The following is a 22,244-nucleotide window of genomic DNA, read 5'->3' as shown; positions in this document are numbered from 1 at the left end:
CCGAAATCCGGATCAACGGGGCAGCAACAGCTGTTGATGATAAGCGATCAAACGACTGACAGCTTGGAAGTTCCGGCTGTTTTCTATTGGTCAGTTCTGAGGGGCGATATAAAAGGCCGGGTCATAATCAACATTTCCCACTGGAACAATATCAATCAGCGGTCGGGCCATGAAATACTGTTCGGGAACGCCTTCCAGTTTCAGATCGGGCAGGGGGGCAAAGCCAAAGCGGCTGTAATAGCCTGGTTCACCAAGAACCACGCAGCCAGCTGCATCATTGACGCGCAGTCTGGCGATCCCAGCCTGGATCAACTCCGATCCGATGCCCAAGCCCTGTCGGTCGGGGTTGACCGCAACCGGGCCAAGACCGAACCAGTCGCTTTCTCGGCCATCGATTTTTACCGGTGAAAAGGCAACGCAACCGACAAGTTCATCATCTTCGATTGCCACGAGTGACAGGCTCAACCGGCCCTTGTCGCGCAATGCATCAACGATCAGGTGTTCGGTTTGCTGGCTATGTGGCGCGGTTGCAAACGCACTCGCCAGCAACGCGTGGATGGCCGGAATATCGGCCTCTGTCTCATCGCGGATAAGCATGATCGGACCCGTCCCATCCTGTGACTTGGCACCCGCTACCTGCAGGTCTGTCTCTCGACTATAACGGGAATTGGAATTAGGCCAACAGACTTTTCAGCCAATCGCGCTTTTGTTCCAGTCGACGCGCTTCCATGTCAAGCCATCCGGTGAACGGAGCGGCCTCTTTCGCATGTTCTTCACGCAGTGCCAGAACGCGATCAAGTTCCAGTTCACAAACATCATGTAGGATTTCGATCTGGTCGCGGCGTGTCTCATCATCCAGTAAATGCAGGAAACGCATTTTAAGCGCCATCACAAGTCGCGAAAGCTCGCCTGATGTATCGCGAAGTGTTCCCCGCATCAGTTCCTTGAACTTGTCGTGCCCGGCTTTGGTCAGTGACAATTGCGCATCCGAATATGACCCGCTGTTGCAATCTTCGCGTACCAACCCTTCAAGCTTAAGAAGCTGAAGGGAACTCCCCATCATATCAAGCGACGGTCCCATGATATGGGCGGTAAAATGGCGCACTGAATTGGCCAGATCGGCATAGCTGATCGGTTTATCGGAAAGGGCAAGGGTGCCAAGTGCGCACAGGCGCAGACATTCTTTGGGCAGCAAGGTTCTATCCGAATACATAAACGATCCCTGTCATGTTGCAGGCATCGAAGTTAACGCGAACGGTTCTTAATTGCAAGGTGGCAAATGGTTTCTGTTCCAACACCGTGTGATGGCAACCGCTTCAATATAGGATGGGAAGTTTCGAAAGCAAACAACCGCATCACGAGAACAACCATTCCCCGATATGCAGACAGGTGCTCCAGCAATGGGTGGCAGACAAAAAAAGAAGGCCGTCGATAATCCACGGCCTTCGGTTTCTGTCATATGCAGAGGGATTTCAAGCCTCAGGCTGCTTTGGCAATACCAAGCTGCCCCCAAACCACCAGAAGCGAGTCGATCAGATGATTGATCAATTCATCATTATGAAGCGGGCCCGGCGTAAAACGCAGGCGCTCAGTGCCCCGTGGTACGGTAGGATAGTTGATCGGCTGGACATAAATGTCGTGATCAAACAGCAGGCGGTCGCTGGCTTCCTTGCACATTGCGGCATCGCCCACCATCAGCGGTACGATATGGCTTGGCGCATCCATCACCGGAAGACCGGCGGTCCGCATGCGTTCGCGCAGCGTTTCCGCACGTTCTTTCTGGGCTTCGCGTTCGATATTGCTGTCTTTGAGGTGGCGGACCGAGGCCAGTGCTCCGGCCGCAATACTGGGTGGATGGGAGCTGGTGAAGATAAAGCCATTACCGAAACTGCGTACGAAATCGACAATTTCATGTTTGGCCGCGATATAGCCACCGATCACGCCAAATGCCTTGGCAAGCGTGCCCTGGACGATGTCAACGCGGTCCATTACGCCATCGCGTTCGGCAACGCCGCCGCCGCGCGGGCCATACATGCCAACCGCATGGACTTCGTCGAGATATGAAATCGCGTTGTATTTTTCGCAAAGATCAAGGATTTCGCCAATCGGGGCGATATCGCCATCCATTGAATAAACGGACTCGAACGCGACGATCTTGGCCCGGTTCGGCCCCAGGTTGCGCAGGATTTCTTCAAGATGTTCGACATCGTTATGCTTCCAGATCCGGCGTTCCGCCTTGGAATGGCGCATGCCTTCGATCATGGAGTTGTGGTTAAACGAGTCGGAAATGATCACGCAATCAGGCAGTTTCGAGCCAAGGGTCGATAACGTCGTCCAGTTGGCAACATAGCCCGATGTCATCAGAAGGGCGGCTTCCTTGCCATGCAGATCGGCGAGCTCCTGCTCGAGCGCGACATGCAGATGGTTGGAACCGGAAATATTGCGTGTGCCTCCTGCACCGCCGCCCTGACCGGTGACGGCGTTTTGCATGGCTTCAAGAACCGTGGGATGCTGGCCCATTCCGAGATAGTCGTTTGAACACCAGACAGTAATTTTGCGCGGTGCATCACCATTTCCCGGATGATACATGGCTTTGGGGAATTCACCGACGATGCGTTCAAGATTGGCGAATACGCGGTAACGGCCTTCAGCCTTGAGGCCGGACAACGCGTCTTTAAAGAAGGTGTTATAATTCATCTTTTGTGTCTTTCGCCTGTCTCTTTACCGCAGGTACGGGCTGTCTTTCATCCCGTTCTCTCACCCTTGGCAAAGCTCTGGTCCTGGCCGGATATGCGTACATTTCCGGATCAGCATGGTCCCGTTTGACCGGGTCTTGATAACTTCCTTATCGGACATGGCTGCCGACTTGGCATTGACCCTTGTCAAAAATTTTAAAGCGATTCCAGTTTCACTTCGATTGTCGTTTTCAGTGTTGCTGCGAACCAAGCTGTCAAAGAAGGCGTCCATTCATTGTTTGTCGATCTTGCCATCACTCGAGGCGTTGGGCAGTTCCCCGTTCAATTCCTGTTCCCAATTTGGCGCTATTGATCGCATTTGGCAAGGTTTTGAAAGGACTTCCGACCCACAATTAAATCAATTCAAACAAGCAATAAAATCTATCAATTGCCATTAATTGAACGTTTATCGCTATAATAATGCCGCTATATCTTTTTTGATGTAGCGGCATCTGATTGTTTTTTAAAGGTTTTATGCTTTGGGCTGGTTCAGCCGAGGCTGTGATGCCAATCCCCAAGAGCCGCTTCGACCTTATCGAACATATCGTGGACCTGCTGTTCGGTAATGATCAGTGGCGGGCAGAAGGCGACACTATCGCCAAGTGCACGCAGGATCACGCCATGCTCCAGGCATTTTGCGACAACGGCCTTTCCGGCGAAGCCCGTTGGCTGCATCCCGGTTTTCAGGCATTTGTCATCGACCAGTTCAAACGCCCCGATCAGGCCACGCCCACGGGTTTCGCCGACATGTTCGAATTTATTGAGATCCTTGAGGCGTTTCTGGAATGGCGACATGACATTGCGGACATGGTCGATAATGCCGTCATCCTCATAGATTCTAAGAGTTTCAAGCGCAACGGCCGCCGCGACCGGATGGCCGGAATAAGTAAAGCCGTGGCCAAATGTGCCGATCTCGTCGGATGCCTTTTTCGCTGCCTGATAAATCTTGTCATTGATGAACAGGGCCGAAATCGGCTGATAGGCCGATGAAAGCTGCTTGGCGACCGTGATCATGTCGGGTTTAAGCCGGAAGGTTTCGGTGGCAAACATCCGTCCGGTCCGGCCAAATCCGCATATGACTTCGTCGGCGATAAACAGGATGTCGTACCGGTCCAAAACTTCCTGCACCTTTTCGAAATAGGTGCGCGGCGGCACGATCACGCCACCGGCTCCCATGATCGGTTCGGCGATAAACGCCCCGATGGTTTCCGGACCTTCTGCCTGAATCAGGTCTTCAAGCTGTTCGGCAAGACGGGTTGCGAAATCCTCTTCTTCCTCGCCGGGCTGGGCCTCGCGCCAGTAATGCGGGGTTTCGGTATGGATGATGCGGTCAATCGGCAGATCAAACATTTTGTGGTTGCCCGGAAGCCCCGTCATCGAGGCCGCAGCCACTGTCACCCCGTGATAGCCCTTCTTGCGCGAAATGATCTTCTTCTTTTCCGGTTGGCCAATCGCATTGTGATAATACCAGACCATCTTGACCGCGGAATCAGTTGCTTCTGATCCGCTATTGGCAAAGAAAACCTTGGACATCGGGACAGGTACAAGTTCCAAAAGCTTTTCGGCCAGGTCAATCGCCGGGTTGGTGCTGCGCGATGCGAAGGTGTGGTAATAGGGCAGGGTTTCAAGCTGCTTTGTCGCGGCTTTCACGAGGCGATTTTCGCCAAATCCCAGCGACGCACACCAAAGACCGGCCATGCCTTCGATAAAATCGCGGCCATTGTCATCGGTCACATAAATCCCGTGACCCTTTGAAATGATATGCGGCCCGGTTTTTTCGTGAGTGGCAAGGTTGGTATAGGGATGAAGATAGCTTGCGATATCGCGGCTGGCTGCGGAATTGCCTTTGGCGGTCGGGGCAGTATCGATTGTCGTGGTGGTGGCGTTGGTGGTCATGGCGAACCTCTGTTTCGTGCAGGAAATATCCTGATGCTCTCAGGCACTTTAGTCAGCTATTTCCGGCATGGGAATCATTAGTTGGACCATGCTTTGGCGAAGATCTTTGGCGCGATCGGCAAAAACGAAACCGACAAACAAAACCGGCCGGGCAAGGGCACCGGCCGGCTTGGTAACGATGTCGTTGGTCGCAGCCTAGTGCGACATCAGAACCGGCACCGTCATGTGACGCAGAAGATGCTGTGTCACACCCCCCATCATCAATTCACGCAGGCGCGGGCGGCCATAGGCACCGCAAACGATCAGGTCGATGCTTTCATCGGCCGCACGCGACAGCAGAAGATCGCCAACGCTGATGCCGCTGGCATTCATGTTTTCCTTGCGGACATTCACCCCGTGGCGTTCAAGCCGCGAACCGATATCGACACCGGGAACAGGAATGGAGTCACGGGCGCCCTTGTTTGGATCTGCACAAAGAACGAGGGCCGATTTGGCATTTTCAAGAAACGCCATGCCGTCATTTACCGCACGGACAGCTTCGCGATACGGTTTCCATGCAACCATAACGCGTTCGCCAATCGTTTCGAACCGACCGGCATAAGGCACAACCAGAACCGGGGTGCCTGCGGTAAGAATGGCCTTGTCAGGCATTTCAGAGGTCGAGGACGGATCAGCGCTGTCCGGGTCATACTGGCCCAGAACCGTCAGGTCATGATGGCGGGCATACATGGCAACCGTGTCGGCAATCTCGGCTGCCGAGCATGGCGTTTCCTGCCAACTGAAGGTAACACCGGCGTCTTCGCAGGCTTTGGCGAAGTCGCGCTTGGCGTCCTTGGCGGTTTCGGCCATGGCCGCGCGCTGCTGATTGACGATTTCCTGGGAAATCTGAACTTCCATGAAACGTGGAATTTCGGCATAGGGCAGAAGAAACAGCCCGGTCAGATGGGCTTTTTGCGCCTTGGCAACTTTCAGGGCAACTGAAAGGCGCTGTACGCAAGGGGCTGAATTGTCGATATGAACAAGGATATCCCGATACATCTGCCAGTCTCCTTTTCCGGGCAGCACCGCCTTCGATCAAGGCGGCTAGCGTGGTTATGAGAAGCAGTCTAATGCGATCAGTGGTGGCGTTCTTTGTTCTATCTCAAATTGCACTTATCGCGTGTATTTGAGTATCACGTGACCCTGTGGCGAGAAAATGACCTTGGGTAAACGGCATCAGCCATCAACGGGGTTGGACATCATCGGAATGGTCTTTTCCATGGTAGGTGCACCGTTCTGCGGCATCGTTGTCGGAGCAGGGGCAGGGGATGTCACCAGGCCGGGTATTGCTCCCGCGGTGGTCGGGTTGCTCATTATTGGCGCACCGGCGGATGGCATGCGCCCCATGCTGTCACCCGAAATGATCGAGAGGCTTTTGCGCAATTGCTGTGACAGGGTTGGCCAGTTGGTCTGAAGTGTATTGCAGGCCGCCGGATCGTTGTCCTGAACACAGCGTTGTGCCATGCGATCAAGGATGCCAAGGGCGACGCGCGCCTCGTCGATCTGCTGGCGCTGCATTTCGGTGATGGTGGTCATTTTCGGATCGGAGGCCACAACGAATTTGCCATTGGCTGCATTTGCGCCAGCGGCAGACATGGAGCCGGGTGAAGAGGATGCCGCAACCGTGGTTCCCCACGGGGTGACAATTTCCGTCGTCATATCGGCGGTGGGATTGTTTTGTGCGGTGGGTTGCACGCATCCCGACAGTATCAAAGCGGAAACAACAAGACCGGACAGGGGGCCGGCTCTTCGGATGTTCATGAGTTGCTCCTTTGGCCGCAAAGCGAGGATGCGCCCGGGCCGTTCCCATAACCTGACAGTGCCATTTATCGTACGGCCTTGCTTTTGCTTTGGAATATATTGGACCCTGTTAAACCCGATGTCCAGAAAAGGGCGTGTGATAGCAATGACGTCATCAGTCTCTGGAGTCATGCGTATCACGCGAAACCATCGCTATGATGGTCTCAAACAGTTCCTGTTTTGCCTGATCTGCAGTGATTTCGCCGGTTGCCGCTGCGTAAGAAAGGGATTCTGCAGCGCCTAGAAAGCCCCAAAGACGCGGCATAGGTATTTTACCGGTCGGGCTGAAAGGCGACAGGGTATCGCGGCATTTATCGATGAACAGAATATGATAGTCACGTTTGACCTGTTCCAGTTCCGGCGATCCGGCAAGTGATGCAATGACACCCGAAATTTCGCGCCCCTGTGACAGCACGCAATCAACATAGGCCGATGCGATCACCGATGCCTTGTCGTGCAGGGTATGGCTGCTTTGTGCAAGGGTAGAGTCCATCAATGCAGTCTGACGTCGATCGTAATCCTGATACAGCGCAATCAGCAAACCCGATCGTGTTCCGAAATGGTCATAGACCACGGGCTTGGTGACCCCGGCCTGTTCGGCAAGATTGCCAAGGCTTAGTGCCTCGGTCCCATCGTCATGGATCATCTTCCATGCAACGTCGAGAAGTTGACGGTTGCGATCTTCGCGCGCCATCCGTTTGCGTGGAGTATGTGAGGGGGACTTTTTTGCGACGCTGCTTGACATCTTTATATACCAAACGTAACTTACAGAAAGTAACTTACTTATAGTATATAGTGATTGCCGTTGAGTGGCAATTGCTTAGCAAGGAGGTATGTCATGCACGCGCTTGTTGTTGTCGCCCATCCAAATTCCGGTTCGTTCAGTCATGCGGTTGCCAATCATATCGGCCAGGGTATTGAGGATGCCGGTCCCGAACACAGTTTCGAGCTTGCCGATCTGTCGGAGGAAGGGTTTGATCCGCGTTTCAATCAGGACGATATCGCGGCCTTCGAGATGAGGGCACCGTTTCCAGACGATGTGCTTGCCGAACAAAGGCGGATTGATGCCGCCGATACGCTGGTGCTGGTTTTTCCGATCTACTGGTGGTCGATGCCCGCAATCCTGAAAGGCTGGATCGACCGGGTGTTTTCAAATGGCTGGGCCTATGAGGATATTGACGGTGAAAAGGTGATCAAAAAGCTGAACCATCTGAAGGTTCATCTTGTCGCGATTGGTGGTGCAGGGCTTGGCACCTTTGCCCGGCATGGATATTTCGGGGCGATGAATCTGCAAATCCATCAGGGTATTTTTGATTATTGCGGCATAGAGGTCGCGACATCGGAATTGATGTTGCTGGCCGATGGGAATGATCCGGCGGAACACCTTAAAAAGGCACGCAATATCGGGGCCGCAATCCCGGCAAAGGTAACAAGGCCCGAACTGGAAATGGCGGGGTAAATACCGACAGACCGACCATCACAAGTAAAACGCCCGCAGGGAAAATCTGCGGGCGTTTGTATTTGGCAATGTGCTGCTGGCTTAGTCGTGCTTGCCGCCATTGGCTTTGGACCAGCCGATCGGATCGGCAAGAAAGGCCCGAACGCCTTCGATGGCTTCTTTGGGGAAATATTCGCCTTCTTCGGCAACGGCCAGAACATCGGCCCAGGTCGCCAGATAATGCAGTTCGATGTCGTCCTTTTTAAGTTCCTCAAGCGCGTTGGGGAACACACCATAGAAGAACACGACAAAGGCGTGCTTGCATTCGGCACCGGCTTCACGGATGGCATTAACGAAATTGACCTTCGATGCGCCGTCGGTGGCAAGGTCTTCGACCAGAAGAACGCGCTGGCCTTCGTGGATGTCACCCTCGATCCGTGCCTTGCGGCCAAAGCCCTTCGGCTTTTTGCGGACATACTGCATCGGCAGGTCAAGAATATCGGCCAGCCATGCGGAATAGGGGATACCTGCTGTCTCGCCACCGGCAACGGCATCGAATGCTTCGTATCCGGCCTTGTCGGAAACCTGACGGGCGGCTAGTTCGATAACCTTGCGGCGCGCACGCGGGAAGGAAATCAGTTTGCGGCAGTCGATATAGACCGGGCTTGCCCAGCCTGATGTCAGGATATAGGCCTCTTCCGGGCGGAAATTCACAGCCCCGATATCAAGCAAAATCTTTGCGACGGTTTTGGCGGCATACGAGCAATGCGCGGTCGAAGTTTCGTTGGTCATGGCGACTATACCCTTTTCCGGATCGAATATTTGCGCACCTCTTAACGTTTTTGGACGCAAAGCGCAAAGAAAAGCCGCTGTCCAGCTGGTCAGGATCAGGTGCCCTGTTATGTCGGAGGCAAATTTGCGGGCAACCGGACCGGATGCGAATAACACAGTGCTGACCTGAAATATCACTATTGATGTCTGAGATATCATAATTGTAGTTTTAAATGCGTTTTGTTAGGCTTTGTTCATGTGTGAATGAAGGATACGCCTTATGATTACCGCGGGGCAAATGCGTGCGGCGCGTGCGTTGCTGGGCATTGATCAGAAAACACTGGCTGAGATGGCCGGGATTTCTGTGCCAACCATCCAGCGAATGGAGTCCAGCAAGGGCAATGTGCGCGGTGTGGTCGATACGCTGGCCAAGGTGGTTGATGCACTAGACCGGGCCGGGATCGAGTTGATTGGTGATCAGGCACCGAGCATTGCGACCGGGCGCGGTGTGCGCCTGAAGGAACCCGAAACACGATCTGCCCGGGATAACGGGCAGGGCGAGGAATAAAACGCAACGAATTTTGCGACGGCGACCGCCGACTTATGCCGACGATCCCGCCGCCTTTTGCAAGGCTGCCGGAGACTATGGAAACCAGAGCCTCGAAGATCAATCCGGCATCCGAACCCGGATATGCCGAACTGTTTACACCGAAACTTGTTACTGTCCTGCGTGAAGGTTACGGATTTAGCGAGCTTCGCTGTGACGCCATTGCCGGTTTGACAGTGGCGATTGTCGCCCTGCCGCTATCGATGGCTATTGCAATTGCGTCAGGCGTTTCCCCCGCACAAGGGCTTTATACGGCGATTGTTGGTGGCATTCTGGTGTCGCTTCTGGGCGGCAGCCGTTTTCAGATTGGTGGACCGGCGGGGGCGTTTATCGTTCTGGTTGCGGGCACGGTGCAGGCGCACGGACTGGACGGGTTGCTTATTGCAACCATCCTGTCAGGCGTGATGTTGCTGGCCATCGGGGCACTGAAGCTTGGCACCTATATCAAATTCATTCCCTATCCGGTGACGGTTGGCTTTACCGCCGGGATTGCGGTGATCATTTTCGCAAGCCAGATCAAGGATTTGTTGGGGCTGACCCTGTCGGGGGCGGAGCCGGGGCCGCTTTTGGAAAAACTTCCGGCGATCTGGGACGCTTTGCCGGGGATCGATCCGGTAACGGTTGCTCTTTCGGGGGCGACGATCCTTGTGATCATCGGCACCAAACGGGTGCGCCCGCACTGGCCGGGCATGCTGATTGCGGTCGCCTGTGCAGCCGTGGCAACGGCATTTTTCAATTTGCCAGTATCAACAATCGGCAGCGTCTTTGGTGGCATTCCGGGCGATTTTCCGGCACCGGCGCTTCCGGAATTCACCCTTGAGAAAGTGCAGGCCGTTTTGCCCAATGCGATTGCCTTTGCGCTTCTGGGTGCAATTGAGTCGCTTTTGTCGGCCGTTGTGGCAGATGGCATGACTGGGCGGCATCACCGGTCAAACTGCGAACTGGTGGCCCAAGGGGTGGCCAATATGGCATCGGGCCTGTTTGGCGGCATTTGCGTGACCGGCACGATCGCGCGTACCGCAACCAATATCCGTGCGGGTGCGCATGGTCCGGTTGCCGGGGTTCTGCATGCGCTGTTTTTGCTGCTGTTCATTCTGGTGGCGGCCCCGCTGGCAAGTTTCATTCCGTTGGCAAGTCTGGCCGGGGTACTGGCGATTGTCGCGTGGAACATGATCGAAAAGCATGCCTTTGCCACTTTGTTGCGTGCATCGCGAGGCGATGCTGCCGTGTTGCTGGCGACGTTCCTGTTGACGATTTTCCGTGACCTGCTGGAGGCCATTGTGGTCGGCTTTGCCCTGGGATCGGTTTTGTTTATTCAGCGCATGTCGAAAACAACCGCGATTGCCACCCACAGCCCGTTCGTGTCCGAAGACCGGGCGGACGGTACGACTGGCGGTGCCGGGGCATCCGATATTTCATCGACAACCGATCCCGACATCATGATTTACCGGATTACCGGCGTGTTCTTTTTCGGGGCAGCGGCATCCATCGGATCGGTTCTGGACCGGATTGGCGATACGCACAAGGCACTGATCATTGATTTTGCCGCCGTGCCGTTTCTCGATTCAACTGCGGCCAATACGATTGCTGGACTTGCCCGCAAAACACGCGGGCGCGGGATAGAGGTGATTCTGACCGGCACATCGCATGATCTTCGGCGGGAACTGTTTGCACATGGCATCAAGCCGCCGCTGGTTCATTATGAAACCGATATCGAGAAGGCAGTCGGGCGCCTTCGCGCGCATGGATTGCGTAACGTTACGGCATCCTGAGTTGCGATCGCAAAGACAGTGACAATGACCCAAGCCTTTGTCAGGCATTGGCAAAATCCGGTTTTGGGTTTATCTGGTATAGCTTTACCGAATTAAGCTGAAAGGCACTGCCATGTCGCAGGAAACCGGACTTGTCGTCGATATCAATGACGGCGGGATTGCAACCATCACCATTTCACAGCCGGAGCGCAAAAATGCGCTGACCAAGCCGATGTGGGGGGAGCTTGCCCGGATTGCTGACGATCTTGGTGGGGACAGCAACCTGCGTTGTATCGTTATTCGCGGGGGCAGCGGCGCCGGTTTTGGTGCCGGGGCGGATATTCATGAATTTGTCCGCGAGCGCGACGGGTTTGAAAAGGCGCGCGATTACGGAATGCTCCATGCCGAAGCATTACAGGCACTTCGGGTTTGCCAGCATCCGGTGATTGCCGCGATTGATGGGCCATGCATCGGGGCGTCTTTTGTCTTGGCTGCGGCCTGCGATTTACGGATTGCAGCCGATAATGCAAAATTCGCGGTGCCGCCGATGAAGCTTGGCGCGACGCTGGGCTATCCGGAATTGCAGATCATGCTCGATCTGCTAGGCGAGGCTGCTCTGTTTGAAATCCTGCTGGAAGGGCAGGTGTTTGATGTCGAACGTGCGCGTGAAATCGGCTTTATCGCCCGCCATGTCCCGCTTGACGCGTTTGATGCGGAAATAACCGCGACAGCAGCCCGGATTGCCGCGGGCGCACCTATCACCCAGCGCCTGCACAAGAAAATGATCAACCGCCTGAAAGAAGGCGGTTCGATTGACGCAAGGGAGTTTGACGAAGGATACCGGGCTTTTGACAGTGCGGATTTCAAGGAAGGCTACACCGCCTTTCTTGAAAAACGAAAAGCGGTGTTTGAAGGCAGGTAACGGTCAGATCACAACGGCAAGTCCGGTGTCAGCGGCACGTCGGTAATGCCGTAATCCAGACCCATCTTGTGCAGCTCGCTTGTGATTTGTGATCTGTGATGGGTTTGGTGGTTGAAAAGCTGCATCAGGAAAAGCTGGCGCGGCAATTTGCGGGTTACGCCATCCAGCCCCATCAATTCGCGAATATCATCCTGCCAGCCATGATCGCTGGAATCGACAAATTCAGCGATTGCCGCGTCGGTTTCGATCCGCATTTTGCCGAGCATTTCGAAATCATCGGCCATGATGGTGCGAGCATCAAATGGCTCGGCCTGTCCGGTTTTCAGGATGCCGAGGATGCGGTGATCGATATATAGCAGATGATTAAGCGTTGCATGGATGGAGCCTAAAAATATGCCACGATCACGGCGGCGTTCCTCGTCACCGATCTGATCACAAAGATCGTACAGAACGCTATTTTGCCAGCTGTTATATTTGGCCATGGCGCGGCCGTAATCGTTGAAATTCATCTTTGCCATCTGGTGGGGCTCCTTGTTGGCATTAACCGGTCTGTACTTAATCTGCGGCAACCGCGACGGCATCGTCGGTTTGGGCCGGGGCAGGCTGTTCGATCTGTTTTGCCTCGGCCACAAAATGAACCATGACATTGGCGAAAATGCCAAAGGCCAGCATCGATGCGGTCACGGGCAGGAGGCTGCCGTCATGAACCTGCCCGATGATGGTGCCTGCCAATGCGCCGGTGGCAAACTGTATGGTCCCCATCAAGGCGGTGGCCGTCCCGCCGATATGTGGGAAATACTGCATGAAGGCCGCGGTTGCGTTTGGCGCTGTCAACCCAATCATGCCGACAGCGACCATAATCAGCGGTACCACGGCATAAAGAGATGGTTCAAACACATTCACCGCAATGAACAATCCGATTACCGCCGCCAGTTGAAGGGAGGTGCCAATCGCCAGTATCTGATGGCATTCAAGCCGTTTCAGCAACGGATTGTTCAGCCGGTTGCAGATCACGATGACAATGACATTCGCCCCGAACAGATATGGGAACTGGCTTGGTGATACGCCGAAATAATCAATATACATGAACGGGCTGTCGGTCAGGAAACTGAACATGACCGCACTTGCCCCGGTGTGGGCCAGCATGAAACCAACTGCCTTGCGGGTGCGCAGGACTTCCAGATAGGTCCACCACACCCGCCGTGCCGGTCCGGCATAGCGTGGGCGCAGTTTGGTGGTTTCGGGTAACTTGAACCAAACAATCACCAGCATGACGCTGCCATATATGACCAGCAGGACGAAAATCGCCTGCCACTGGAAATAGACCAGCAGGGCCGAACCAACCGTTGGAGCGACCAACGGGGCAATCATCATGATCACCGCGATCAGGGCAAACATGCGCGCGGCATCCTTGCCATCGAACAGGTCGCGCACCGATGCTCCGACAATCACAAGGGCAAAGCCGCCGCCAATCGCCTGGATAAAGCGCATGACATTCAGCGACAGGGAACTGTCGACAAAGATGATGATTGCACTGGTGATGATGTAAATCACAAGCCCGATTAACGCGACCGGACGACGACCGACACGATCCGAAAGCGGCCCGCCAATCAACTGCCCCAGGGCAAAACCGATCAGGAACATGCTGATTGATACTTCGACATTATGCGTCGGCGCGCCAAAATCGGCTGCCATCGCCGGAATGGCAGGCAGGTAGGTATCAATCGCAAATGGCGCGGTCGCGATCAGGGCGGCAAGCAGGATCGCAAGGCGCTGCGTATTGATCGGGGGGCTGGCATCTGTATTCGCCATGACTTCCGTATCCGTTTCTTCTGGTGGCAGGTGGGGCGTGATCCGTCCGGTTTCCAGTATCGGTCTTTAACGGGTTCCCTTAAGGCCGGCCGTAACGACAGGGAATGGTGGCAAGCCGCCGAGACCCGGATAACGGGCTGGGCAAAATTCCGGTCAGATATGGCAGTGGCATCAGGAAGGCCGTACCGTTGCGGGTGGCGGGGCCGGGTGGATCGCAGCCTGAAACGATTCAATTTGTGCCATTATCCACGGAAATTCTGTTTTTTCCAGCCCGGCGATTTTGACAGCCTGAATATCAGCTATGCATATAACCGTCTGACGCGGCAAAAGAATACAGGCCGCAAAAGAAAACGGCACCCGCGATGGGGTGCCGTTTGCAAGGTTTTCGGTTCTCGCCTGACCTAGTAGTTCATGACCTTTTCCGGGCCCATCAGCATGGTCGGAAGCCATGTCGAAATTGCCGGTATGTATGTCACGATAATCAGGAAGACCAGCAGGATCATCAGCCAAGGCAGGGCAGCACGAACCACCTGAACCAGCGACATGCCGGTGATACCCGATGTCACGAACAGGTTAAGCCCGACCGGCGGCGTGATCAGGCCGATTTCCATGTTCACGACCATGATGATGCCCAGATGGATCGGATCGATTCCAAGCTTCATCGCAATCGGGAACAGGATCGGTGCCATGATCAGAAGGATGGCCGACGGTTCCATGAAGTTGCCCGCAATCAACAGGATGATGTTGACCACGATCAGGAAAGCCCAAGGCTCCAGACCCCAGTTGATGATGGTTTCAGCAATGGTGTGCGGAATGCGTTCGGATGTCAGCACATGGGCAAACAGCATGGCGTTGGCAATGATGAACATCAGCATGATGGTCACTTTGCCGGACTCCAGCAGCACGTGGCGGATATCCTTGTCGAACGGGATCAGCGCGATGGCCTTGCCGATTTTAGGCAGGTTGTAGCCAACGATAGCGCCCACACCCATGCCTTTTTCCGGAACCCATGCAACACCCTTGATCGGGCCCATATCGCGATAAAACACGATAGCAACCAGTAGGGCATAGACGGATGCGACGGCCGCGGCTTCGGTCGGGGTAAAGATCCCGCCATAGATACCGCCCATGATCACAACCACCAGAAGCAGGCCACCGGATGCGGAAAACAGGCCTTCAAACCACTCCGAAGCACTCGGACGATCCTGTTTGGGCAGCTTTTTGATCCGGGCGACGATATAGATCACTGCCATCAGCATCAGACCGGCGATCAGGCCGGGAATAACGCCGGCAAGGAACATGCGACCGACCGACACCTGGGTTGCGGCGGCATAGACCACCATCACGATGGATGGCGGGATCAGAATGCCAAGCGTACCGGCGTTACAGATCACCCCTGCGGCAAAGTTGCGCGGATAACCCGATTTGATCATGCCGGCGATGACCACCGAACCAATGGCAACAACCGTGGCCGGGCTGGAGCCCGAAACTGCGGCAAACAGCATACAGGCCAGAACGGACGCCATGGCAAGGCCGCCATGGAACCAGCCAACCGTATCAACAGCAAAGCGGATCAGACGACGCGCCACCCCACCGGTCGAGAGGAAGGTCGAGGCAAGGATAAAGAACGGAATGGCCAGAAGGGTGTAATGTTCCATCCCGTTGAACAGTTTTTCGATCAGGGTCGCAAGCGAGTCCGATCCGAAGAACAGGATGGTGGTGATGGATGACAGGCCCAGCGCCACGCCGATCGGGGTGCCAAGCGCCATCAACGCAAACAGCGTGATGAACAGATATGCGATTGTCATTTAAGGCGTTCCCCCGCGATCATTTATCGTTGTCGCGACGGACCATGCCGTCGGCCATGGCTTCGGCTTCATCGCCTTCACCAATGGTTTCGATCGCCTCGCGTGCCTCGTCGGCAAGCGAGAATCCGTTTTGCTGACCCGAAAGAATACGCCACAGGACCTGTCCGAGACGGAACAGCAGCAACGCACCGCCAAGCGGCAGGATCAGATAGACCACCCACATCGGGATCGGGGAATCTTCGGCCTCGATACCGATCATGTGATAGAAGGTCATGCTTTCCCATCCGCCATAAAGAATGAGCGCGGCATAGGTCATGCAGACGAGGGCAACAAAGATACCGGTGATGCGCTGGGCAGGTTTTGCAAACAGCTGCACAAGGGCATCGACCCCAATATGGGATCCGACCTTGACGCCATAAGACATGCCGAAAAGCACAAGCCAGGCAAACAGAAATTCGGTGATTTCCATCGACCAGGTCATACCGGAATTGAAGCCGTAACGAAGAACGACATTGACGAAAGTCAGTACCGTCATAGCGGCGAGAAGGAGGGCTATAATGCCCTCCTCCAGCCGGTCAACGACCGTTTTAATCATAGCGGTAACGGTCCTCTAGGTTCGAGGAATTACTTGTTGCAGGCGGCGGCGGCTTCGATCAGATCGGCACCGATATCACCTTCGAACTGAGCCCAGACAGGCTTCATGGCTTCGCGCCATGCTTTGACATCGTCAGCAGACGGTTTGACGATTTCGGTTTCGCCCGAATCAACGATCAGCTGGCGCTGTTCGTCGGCCAGTTTGCCCGACAGACCGTTTGAGTATTCGGTTGCTTCGTCCATGGCCTGTTTCAGGCCAGCCTGGATTTCCGGATCAAGACCGTCCCACCATTTGGTCGAGGTCACGACGAGATAGTCGAGAAGACCGTGGTTGGATTCAGTGATGTAATCCTGAACTTCAAAGAACTTCTGGGAATAGATGTTCGACCAGGTATTTTCCTGACCGTCAACAACGCCCGTCTGCAGTGCCGAATAGGTTTCGGCGAATGCCATTTTCTGCGGGACGGCATCAACAGCTTCGAACTGGGCAGCAAGAACGTCCGAGCTCTGAATACGGAATTTCAGACCAGCGGCATCAGCCGGGGTCAAAAGCGGCTTGTTGGCCGAAAGCTGTTTCAGGCCGTTGTGCCAGTAACCAAGACCGGTGAGACCCTTGTCAGCCATCGAAAGCAGAAGCTCCTGGCCTTTTTCACCTTTCTGGAAGCATTCAACAGCTTCCATGTCGTTGAACAGGAACGGAAGATCGAACAGGCCGAGCTTCGAGGTCCACTTACCGAATTTCGCAAGCGACGGAGCAGCAAGCTGAACGTCACCGCGCAGCATTGCCGGCAGAACCTTGTCGTCGTCGAACAGCTGCGAGTTCGGGTAAATTTCGACTTTAACCTTGTCGCCAAGGATTTCCTCGGCACGTTTTTTGAAGTACTCAGCGCCCTGACCCTTCGGGGTGTTCGGGGCAACCACGTGGGCATATTTGACAACAACCTGTGCGGATGCTGCGCTGGTCATGCCAAGAACAGCTGCCATTGCAACACTGGTTGCGAGAAGTTTTTTGGTAATCGGACGCATCAATAGTCTCCCTATAAGCTTTGTGCGTTTTCCCAGTAGCGCGCCAGTTATCGGCGTCGTTCAGGTCGCCGTTTGGCGCTGGGATGCAACACTGCAATTGCCGGGCCAGTTCTGCATATCTGCCATTACGATAAGTAATATCAGCGGTTTGCAGTGTATTTCGTGATGGTGCGGTGCAGCGTAAGTTCTTCTTTTTGTTGTCTTTCCCGCACATCCTTCTTTCGCAATGTGCGGTCTTCCGCACAATATCTCAAGTTGAAAATGCAAATTTTTTATCGATTAGGGGATTTTGCGCACAATCACGGCGCGCCATTGGTAGGACCAATACCAAAGCCGGTCGGAAAATCGGTTCCCGACCAGTGATATTGGAAACCCATAATCGATGCCTACGGGCAGATTGGCAAAGTGGGTATCAGTCGTCCGACTTGTTGCGGAATTCAGCCGGAACGATGCCGTATTTGGCAAGTTTGTCATAGAAGGTTTTGCGCGGAACGCCCAGTGCATTGACCGTTGCCGTTACATGGCCGCCATGCTGGCGCAGTGCCTCGCAAATCACGCCTTTTTCAAATGCTTCGACCTGCCGGGGCAGGGACAGGACATTTTCAATTGCCTGCGCGCTGTCGCCGGCAAACGGATCAAGGCCCAGAACCCGGCGTTCGGCTGCATTGCGCAATTCGCGGACATTTCCCGGCCAGTCATGCCCGGTCAGACGTGCGATTTCGGTGCCGTTTAGTGGCGCGAATTCGCGCCCGAACCTTCCTTGCGCTTCTTTCATGAAATGCTGGAACAGAAGAGGGATGTCATCCTTGCGATCACGTAGCGGCGGGATGTGAAGTTGCACGACATTCAGGCGGTAATACAAATCTTCGCGGAATGCCCCGCGTGACGATGCCTCGCGCAGATCAATCTTGGTTGCGGCCACGACGCGCAAATCAATAGGTTGCAATTTGTTCGAGCCCAGCCGTTCCAGCGCGCGTTCCTGCAAAACCCGCAGCAGTTTGACCTGAAGCGATAGCGGCATGCTTTCGATTTCATCCAGGAACATGGTGCCCTTGTCGGCAAATTCGAATTTGCCGATACGCTTGTTCTCTGCCCCGGTGAAGGCACCCGCTTCGTGGCCGAAAAGTTCGGATTCAATCAGGTTTTCTGGCATTGCGCCGCAATTGACTGCCACAAACTGGCCGGGGCGACCGGATGCCTCGTGCAGGGTGCGCGCAACCACTTCCTTGCCAGCCCCGGTTTCCCCATTGATCAGGACATGGGCATCGGTCGCGGCGATGTTGCCAATCAGCGTGCGCAGCTTTTCCATGGCAGGCGTGCGACCGATCAGGCCCGATACTTCCTTGCTGTGGCGGGCCAGTTCGGCCTTGAGCGTCCTGTTTTCAAGAACCAACTGCCGATGGGCCATGGCGCGGCGTGCGACATCGATGAAATGATCCGGGTCGAACGGTTTTTCGATGAAATCAAACGCGCCTTCGCGCATCGCACGCACCGCGGTGGCAACGTCACCATGCCCGGTGACTAGGATCACTGGCATTTCCGGTTCGATTTTACGGATCTGGGATAGCAATTCCATGCCATCCATGCGCGGCATGCGGATATCGGTAATCAGGATTCCGGGCCAGCCGCGGCGAATGCGTTCCAGCGCCGAACCGGCGTCGCTGTGGCATTCGACAGGGATGTCGGCAAGTTCCAGCGTTTGCTGTGCGGCTTCCCGCACATCTTCGTCGTCATCGACAAATAGAACGCAATGGGCCGAGTTGTTCAAATGCCTTCCCCTTTTAATCCGTTCCGGATCACGGGGCGATCATACGATGTACCAGCAGATCCGTTTCCACGCCTTCTGTTTCGGCAGTTTGGGCGGATGTTGTATCAGGCATCGGCGATGACGTCGAGGTTGATGTGCCTTCATGCCCGGGCACCTGTTCTATGCATCGCAATTCAATCGTGAAACAGGCCCCGCCTGTCGGGCGGTTTTCCGCACGTATCGTGCCGCCAAAGCTGCGCATGATGCCATAACAGATCGAAAGCCCAAGCCCCAAACCGTCGCCAAACGGTTTGGTTGTAAAGAACGGATCAAAAAGTTTGGGCAGGTTTTCGGGCAGGATACCGGGGCCGTTATCGGTAATCGCGACCAGAACACGGCCATCCTTTTCTTCGAGCATAATCCCGATCTGCGGGAATTCCTCATCGCGGCAGGCATCGGCGGCGTTGCTCAGGATATTGAGGAAAACCTGTTCAAGCTGGTTTTCCTCGGCCGTGACCAGTGGTAGGTTTTCAAGTGTCTGATAACGGATATCGGCCAGTCCGGCCCGCCCGGTTTCGCGCAAAAGGTCAATCGCCTTTTCAAGTGGACCGGCAAGGGCAACGGGGTGTGTATCGTGTTTGGGGCGGCGGGCAAAGGTTTTCAGATGGTTGGTGATCCGGCCCATGCGTTCGGTCAGTTCGGAAATCCGGCCCAGATTGCGGCTGGCAGTTTCGTCATTGCCGCGCGCAATGAATTTCAACGCATTTTCGGCATAGCTTCGAATGGCGGTCAGCGGCTGATTGATTTCATGCGCTATGCCTGCCGACATCTGGCCAAGGGCGGCAAGTTTGCCTGCCTGTACCAGTTCGGCCTGTGCCGTGCGCAGGGCATCTTCGGTGCGGCGGCGTTCGCTGATTTCCTCGGCAAGGCGCAGGTTGGTGCTCATGAGGTCGGCGGTACGAAGCCGCACCTGACGTTCCAGTTCGCGTTGCGACCAGTCACGAATTTCGATTTGTTCAAGCATCGCGCGGCGGCGTTGCAGCAGAACAAATATCGTTCCCATGATGATGATATGCATCGCCCCGCCAATGAAACCGGCGGTCAGGATCGACTGATCCAGAACCGCCTTGTCGGTCAGCAGGTAAATGTTCCAGCCCTGTTTGGGCAGGGGGCTTCGGATTACCAGATAGGGTTTGGCATCTTTTGGGGTTTTTTCCGCGGCTTCCGCTCCTGCATTTGTGGTGGCGGGCTGGCCTGACTGCAGGGCTTCGGGGGGTATGACCTGTGCCGGGGCAAGGGACAGGATGCCGATTCCGTCATTGCCGGGCCATTCGCCCTGGTGAACCGGCATTGGATCTAGCGGATATTCGCCGTATTTGCGCGACAGCATTAATTCCGGGCGGTCTTCGGGGGAGATGCCAATCAGATCGCGGAACCGCCATTCGGGTCGGGATGTAATGATGACAATGCCGTTTTCATCGGTCACCAGAACGTTTTCATTCCCACGTGCCCAGCGTTGCACCAGTGTTTCCAGATGGGTTTTCACCACCATCACACCTTCGAATTCCGTGCCGTTCGGGCGCACCGGATGCGATATGTAGTAGCCCGGCACATTCGATGTGATGCCAAATGCAAAGTAATGGCCGGTCAGTCCGGCTTCGGCCTGTTTGAAATAGGGGCGAAATGCGAAATTGCGCCCGACAAAGGATGCGTCGCTGTTCCAGTTGCTGGCCGCAATTGTCGTCCCGTTGCGATCCATGAAATAGATGTCGGAGGCACCACTGTCGGCGGCGAGTTTTTCCAGATAGACATTGACCTCGGCCGCGTCTGACGGGCTGGAATGCAGGGCAAGGTCGATGATGCGCTTGTCACTGGCAAGCGTGATCGGTAGATATTCGTGTTCCTTGATCGCGCCTTGCAGGTTGGAACGGTAAAGTTCCAGCTTGTTGCGGCCGTCCTCGGTGATTTCGACAAGACGGGTTTCGCGCCACAGTTCCGTGGTCAGCCAGACGGTAACGGGTAGCAATATCAGCATGCCGGCCAAAACCAGCCGGGCACTTCGCTTTGCGGATATTGATGTCTTGAGCATTTCCCGTCGGACCGTCTTTCAGATTATGCCAATGTATTATGATGACATATTGGTAACAAAGCATAGCCGAAAAAGGCTGCGCGCGTCAGGTGCTTGATAAAAGTGCGGACTGTCTGTACCAATCAGAAAGTGACCGGTGCCCGCGTTGGCCCAGCACTTCCTGCCTGCACGGGAAACAATAGTCCGACAAGGATGCGACCCTGAATGACCGATGATGATGCACACCTGATCTGGGTTCTGGCCGATGATCGCGCCGGAAACGTCAATCAGGCCGTCGGCGTGGCAGAAGCACTGGCGCAGCCCTTCAAGCGGATCGATATCGGTTATACCAATCTGGCGCGCCTGCCCAATGTTATCCGCCGCGCGAGCCTTTTGGGGGTGGATATCGCGTCGCGCGCGCGTCTTGTCGCGCCCTGGCCCGATCTGGTGATTGCCGCAGGGCGGCGGACCGCACCGATTGCGCGCTGGATCAAAAAGCAAAGCAACGGTCATACACGGATTTGCCAGATCATGCGTCCGGACGGGGGCGAGGGGGCGTTTGACCTGATTGCCGTTCCCGCCCATGACCGGATGGCGGCACGTGACAATGTTCTGGAAATTCCCGGTGCCCCGCACCGCGTGACCGAAACGCGCCTTTTGATCGAAGCCGATACCTGGCGCCCGCATTTCAAGGGGCTGCCAAAACCACGCATTGCCTTGATCATCGGCGGCAGCACAAAGGCCACGGTTTTTACCGCCGACATGGCGCGTGAACTGGCCGGGCGGGCGATCGAGGCCACAAAGGCGATTGATGGCAGCCTGCTTGTGACGACCAGCCGCCGCACCGGGCAGGAAAACGAGGCGATCATTGCGGAAATGCTGAGAGCATCTGGTGTGCCCTATCACCTGCATGACTGGAACGCGAAGGCGGAAAATCCGTATTTCGGCTATCTGGCGCTGGCGGATATCCTGATTGTTACGGGTGACTCGGTTTCAATGTGTTGCGAGGCCTCAGCCGCACCGGGCGGGGTTTATATCTATGCCCCTGACGGTATCGCAAACCCGCGTCATCAGCTTTTGCATCAGGCATTGTATGATGGTGATTATGCCCGACCGTTGTTGCCAAATACCGAAATCGTACCGTTCAAACATCCATCCCTGCAACCGGCCCGCATGGTGGCACAGCGTTGCCTTGAATTGCTGAGCGCGCCGGTTTCCTAAGCCGCTTTA

Annotated in this window: 20 protein-coding genes; 5 read left to right on the top strand and 15 right to left on the bottom strand. The window is 55.2% G+C overall.

Annotation, left to right across the window (positions count from 1 at the left end; genetic code table 11):
- Positions 1 to 90 precede the first annotated feature (90 nt).
- From TH5_RS19810 to TH5_RS19775, 7 genes are all read right to left on the bottom strand, one after another.
- On the bottom strand, positions 91 to 597 hold the full coding sequence (locus TH5_RS19810; RefSeq protein WP_114123310.1) for a GNAT family N-acetyltransferase: 507 nt from the start codon (positions 595 to 597) through the stop codon (positions 91 to 93).
- A gap of 76 nt (positions 598 to 673) precedes the next feature.
- The gene (locus TH5_RS19805; protein ID WP_114123309.1) at positions 674 to 1,213 is read right to left on the bottom strand and encodes a hypothetical protein; all 540 of its coding nucleotides are present in this window, start codon (positions 1,211 to 1,213) and stop codon (positions 674 to 676) included.
- A gap of 266 nt (positions 1,214 to 1,479) precedes the next feature.
- On the bottom strand, positions 1,480 to 2,697 hold the full coding sequence (gene hemA, locus TH5_RS19800; RefSeq protein WP_114123308.1) for a 5-aminolevulinate synthase: 1,218 nt from the start codon (positions 2,695 to 2,697) through the stop codon (positions 1,480 to 1,482).
- Between the two features lie 527 nt (positions 2,698 to 3,224).
- Entirely contained in the window at positions 3,225 to 4,631 is a 1,407-nt protein-coding gene (locus TH5_RS19790) for an aspartate aminotransferase family protein (RefSeq protein WP_114123306.1), read from the bottom strand.
- A 195-nt stretch (positions 4,632 to 4,826) separates the two neighbouring features.
- The gene (locus TH5_RS19785; protein ID WP_114123305.1) at positions 4,827 to 5,669 is read right to left on the bottom strand and encodes a universal stress protein; all 843 of its coding nucleotides are present in this window, start codon (positions 5,667 to 5,669) and stop codon (positions 4,827 to 4,829) included.
- A 177-nt stretch (positions 5,670 to 5,846) separates the two neighbouring features.
- On the bottom strand, positions 5,847 to 6,431 hold the full coding sequence (locus TH5_RS19780) for a hypothetical protein (RefSeq protein WP_114123304.1): 585 nt from the start codon (positions 6,429 to 6,431) through the stop codon (positions 5,847 to 5,849).
- A gap of 154 nt (positions 6,432 to 6,585) precedes the next feature.
- Positions 6,586 to 7,215 (bottom strand): TetR/AcrR family transcriptional regulator, encoded by a 630-nt coding sequence (locus TH5_RS19775; RefSeq protein WP_114123303.1) that lies wholly within the window; start codon positions 7,213 to 7,215, stop codon positions 6,586 to 6,588.
- A 93-nt stretch (positions 7,216 to 7,308) separates the two neighbouring features.
- Here TH5_RS19775 and TH5_RS19770 point away from each other — a divergent pair, with 93 nt between their 5' ends.
- The gene (locus TH5_RS19770; RefSeq protein WP_114123302.1) at positions 7,309 to 7,929 is read left to right on the top strand and encodes an NAD(P)H-dependent oxidoreductase; all 621 of its coding nucleotides are present in this window, start codon (positions 7,309 to 7,311) and stop codon (positions 7,927 to 7,929) included.
- Positions 7,930 to 8,010: 81 nt separating this feature from the next.
- Here the strand turns inward: TH5_RS19770 and TH5_RS19765 are convergent, their stop codons facing one another.
- Positions 8,011 to 8,700: an orotate phosphoribosyltransferase gene (locus tag TH5_RS19765; protein ID WP_114123327.1), complete on the bottom strand. Its 690-nt coding sequence runs from the start codon at positions 8,698 to 8,700 to the stop codon at positions 8,011 to 8,013.
- Positions 8,701 to 8,959: 259 nt separating this feature from the next.
- On the opposite strand from TH5_RS19765, the gene TH5_RS19760 reads away from it, so the two are divergent.
- The 3 genes from TH5_RS19760 to TH5_RS19750 all read left to right on the top strand — a co-directional run bounded on the left by TH5_RS19760 (position 8,960) and on the right by TH5_RS19750 (position 11,959).
- Entirely contained in the window at positions 8,960 to 9,247 is a 288-nt protein-coding gene (locus tag TH5_RS19760) for a helix-turn-helix domain-containing protein (RefSeq protein ID WP_062959012.1), read from the top strand.
- Between the two features lie 77 nt (positions 9,248 to 9,324).
- On the top strand, positions 9,325 to 11,058 hold the full coding sequence (locus tag TH5_RS19755; RefSeq protein ID WP_114123301.1) for a SulP family inorganic anion transporter: 1,734 nt from the start codon (positions 9,325 to 9,327) through the stop codon (positions 11,056 to 11,058).
- A 112-nt stretch (positions 11,059 to 11,170) separates the two neighbouring features.
- Complete coding sequence (locus tag TH5_RS19750) at positions 11,171 to 11,959, top strand: enoyl-CoA hydratase/isomerase family protein (protein WP_114123300.1); 789 nt, start codon at positions 11,171 to 11,173, stop codon at positions 11,957 to 11,959.
- 8 nt (positions 11,960 to 11,967) lie between these two features.
- Here the strand turns inward: TH5_RS19750 and TH5_RS19745 are convergent, their stop codons facing one another.
- The 7 genes from TH5_RS19745 to TH5_RS19710 form a co-directional block, all read right to left on the bottom strand.
- Positions 11,968 to 12,477, bottom strand: coding sequence for a DinB family protein (locus TH5_RS19745; protein WP_114123326.1), 510 nt, complete (start codon positions 12,475 to 12,477; stop codon positions 11,968 to 11,970).
- A 37-nt stretch (positions 12,478 to 12,514) separates the two neighbouring features.
- A complete protein-coding gene (locus tag TH5_RS19740) occupies positions 12,515 to 13,771 on the bottom strand; it encodes a multidrug effflux MFS transporter (protein WP_114123299.1) in 1,257 nt (418 codons plus the stop codon).
- A gap of 401 nt (positions 13,772 to 14,172) precedes the next feature.
- Entirely contained in the window at positions 14,173 to 15,579 is a 1,407-nt protein-coding gene (locus TH5_RS19730) for a TRAP transporter large permease (protein ID WP_114123297.1), read from the bottom strand.
- 19 nt (positions 15,580 to 15,598) lie between these two features.
- Positions 15,599 to 16,174: a TRAP transporter small permease gene (locus TH5_RS19725; RefSeq protein ID WP_062959017.1), complete on the bottom strand. Its 576-nt coding sequence runs from the start codon at positions 16,172 to 16,174 to the stop codon at positions 15,599 to 15,601.
- Between the two features lie 29 nt (positions 16,175 to 16,203).
- Positions 16,204 to 17,199 (bottom strand): TRAP transporter substrate-binding protein, encoded by a 996-nt coding sequence (locus TH5_RS19720; protein WP_114123296.1) that lies wholly within the window; start codon positions 17,197 to 17,199, stop codon positions 16,204 to 16,206.
- Between the two features lie 412 nt (positions 17,200 to 17,611).
- Positions 17,612 to 18,967 carry a sigma-54-dependent transcriptional regulator gene (locus tag TH5_RS19715; protein WP_114123295.1) on the bottom strand — a complete coding sequence of 452 codons (1,356 nt, stop codon included), beginning with the start codon at positions 18,965 to 18,967 and terminating at the stop codon, positions 17,612 to 17,614.
- A 28-nt stretch (positions 18,968 to 18,995) separates the two neighbouring features.
- Positions 18,996 to 21,035 carry a sensor histidine kinase gene (locus TH5_RS19710; RefSeq protein ID WP_114123294.1) on the bottom strand — a complete coding sequence of 680 codons (2,040 nt, stop codon included), beginning with the start codon at positions 21,033 to 21,035 and terminating at the stop codon, positions 18,996 to 18,998.
- A 204-nt stretch (positions 21,036 to 21,239) separates the two neighbouring features.
- Here TH5_RS19710 and TH5_RS19705 point away from each other — a divergent pair, with 204 nt between their 5' ends.
- A complete protein-coding gene (locus TH5_RS19705) occupies positions 21,240 to 22,235 on the top strand; it encodes a mitochondrial fission ELM1 family protein (RefSeq protein ID WP_114123293.1) in 996 nt (331 codons plus the stop codon).
- Positions 22,236 to 22,244 lie beyond the last annotated feature (9 nt).

Source organism: Thalassospira xianhensis MCCC 1A02616 (assembly GCF_003326475.1).
Taxonomy (GTDB): domain Bacteria; phylum Pseudomonadota; class Alphaproteobacteria; order Rhodospirillales; family Thalassospiraceae; genus Thalassospira; species Thalassospira xianhensis.
This window is presented reverse-complemented; position numbering and strand designations above follow the sequence as displayed.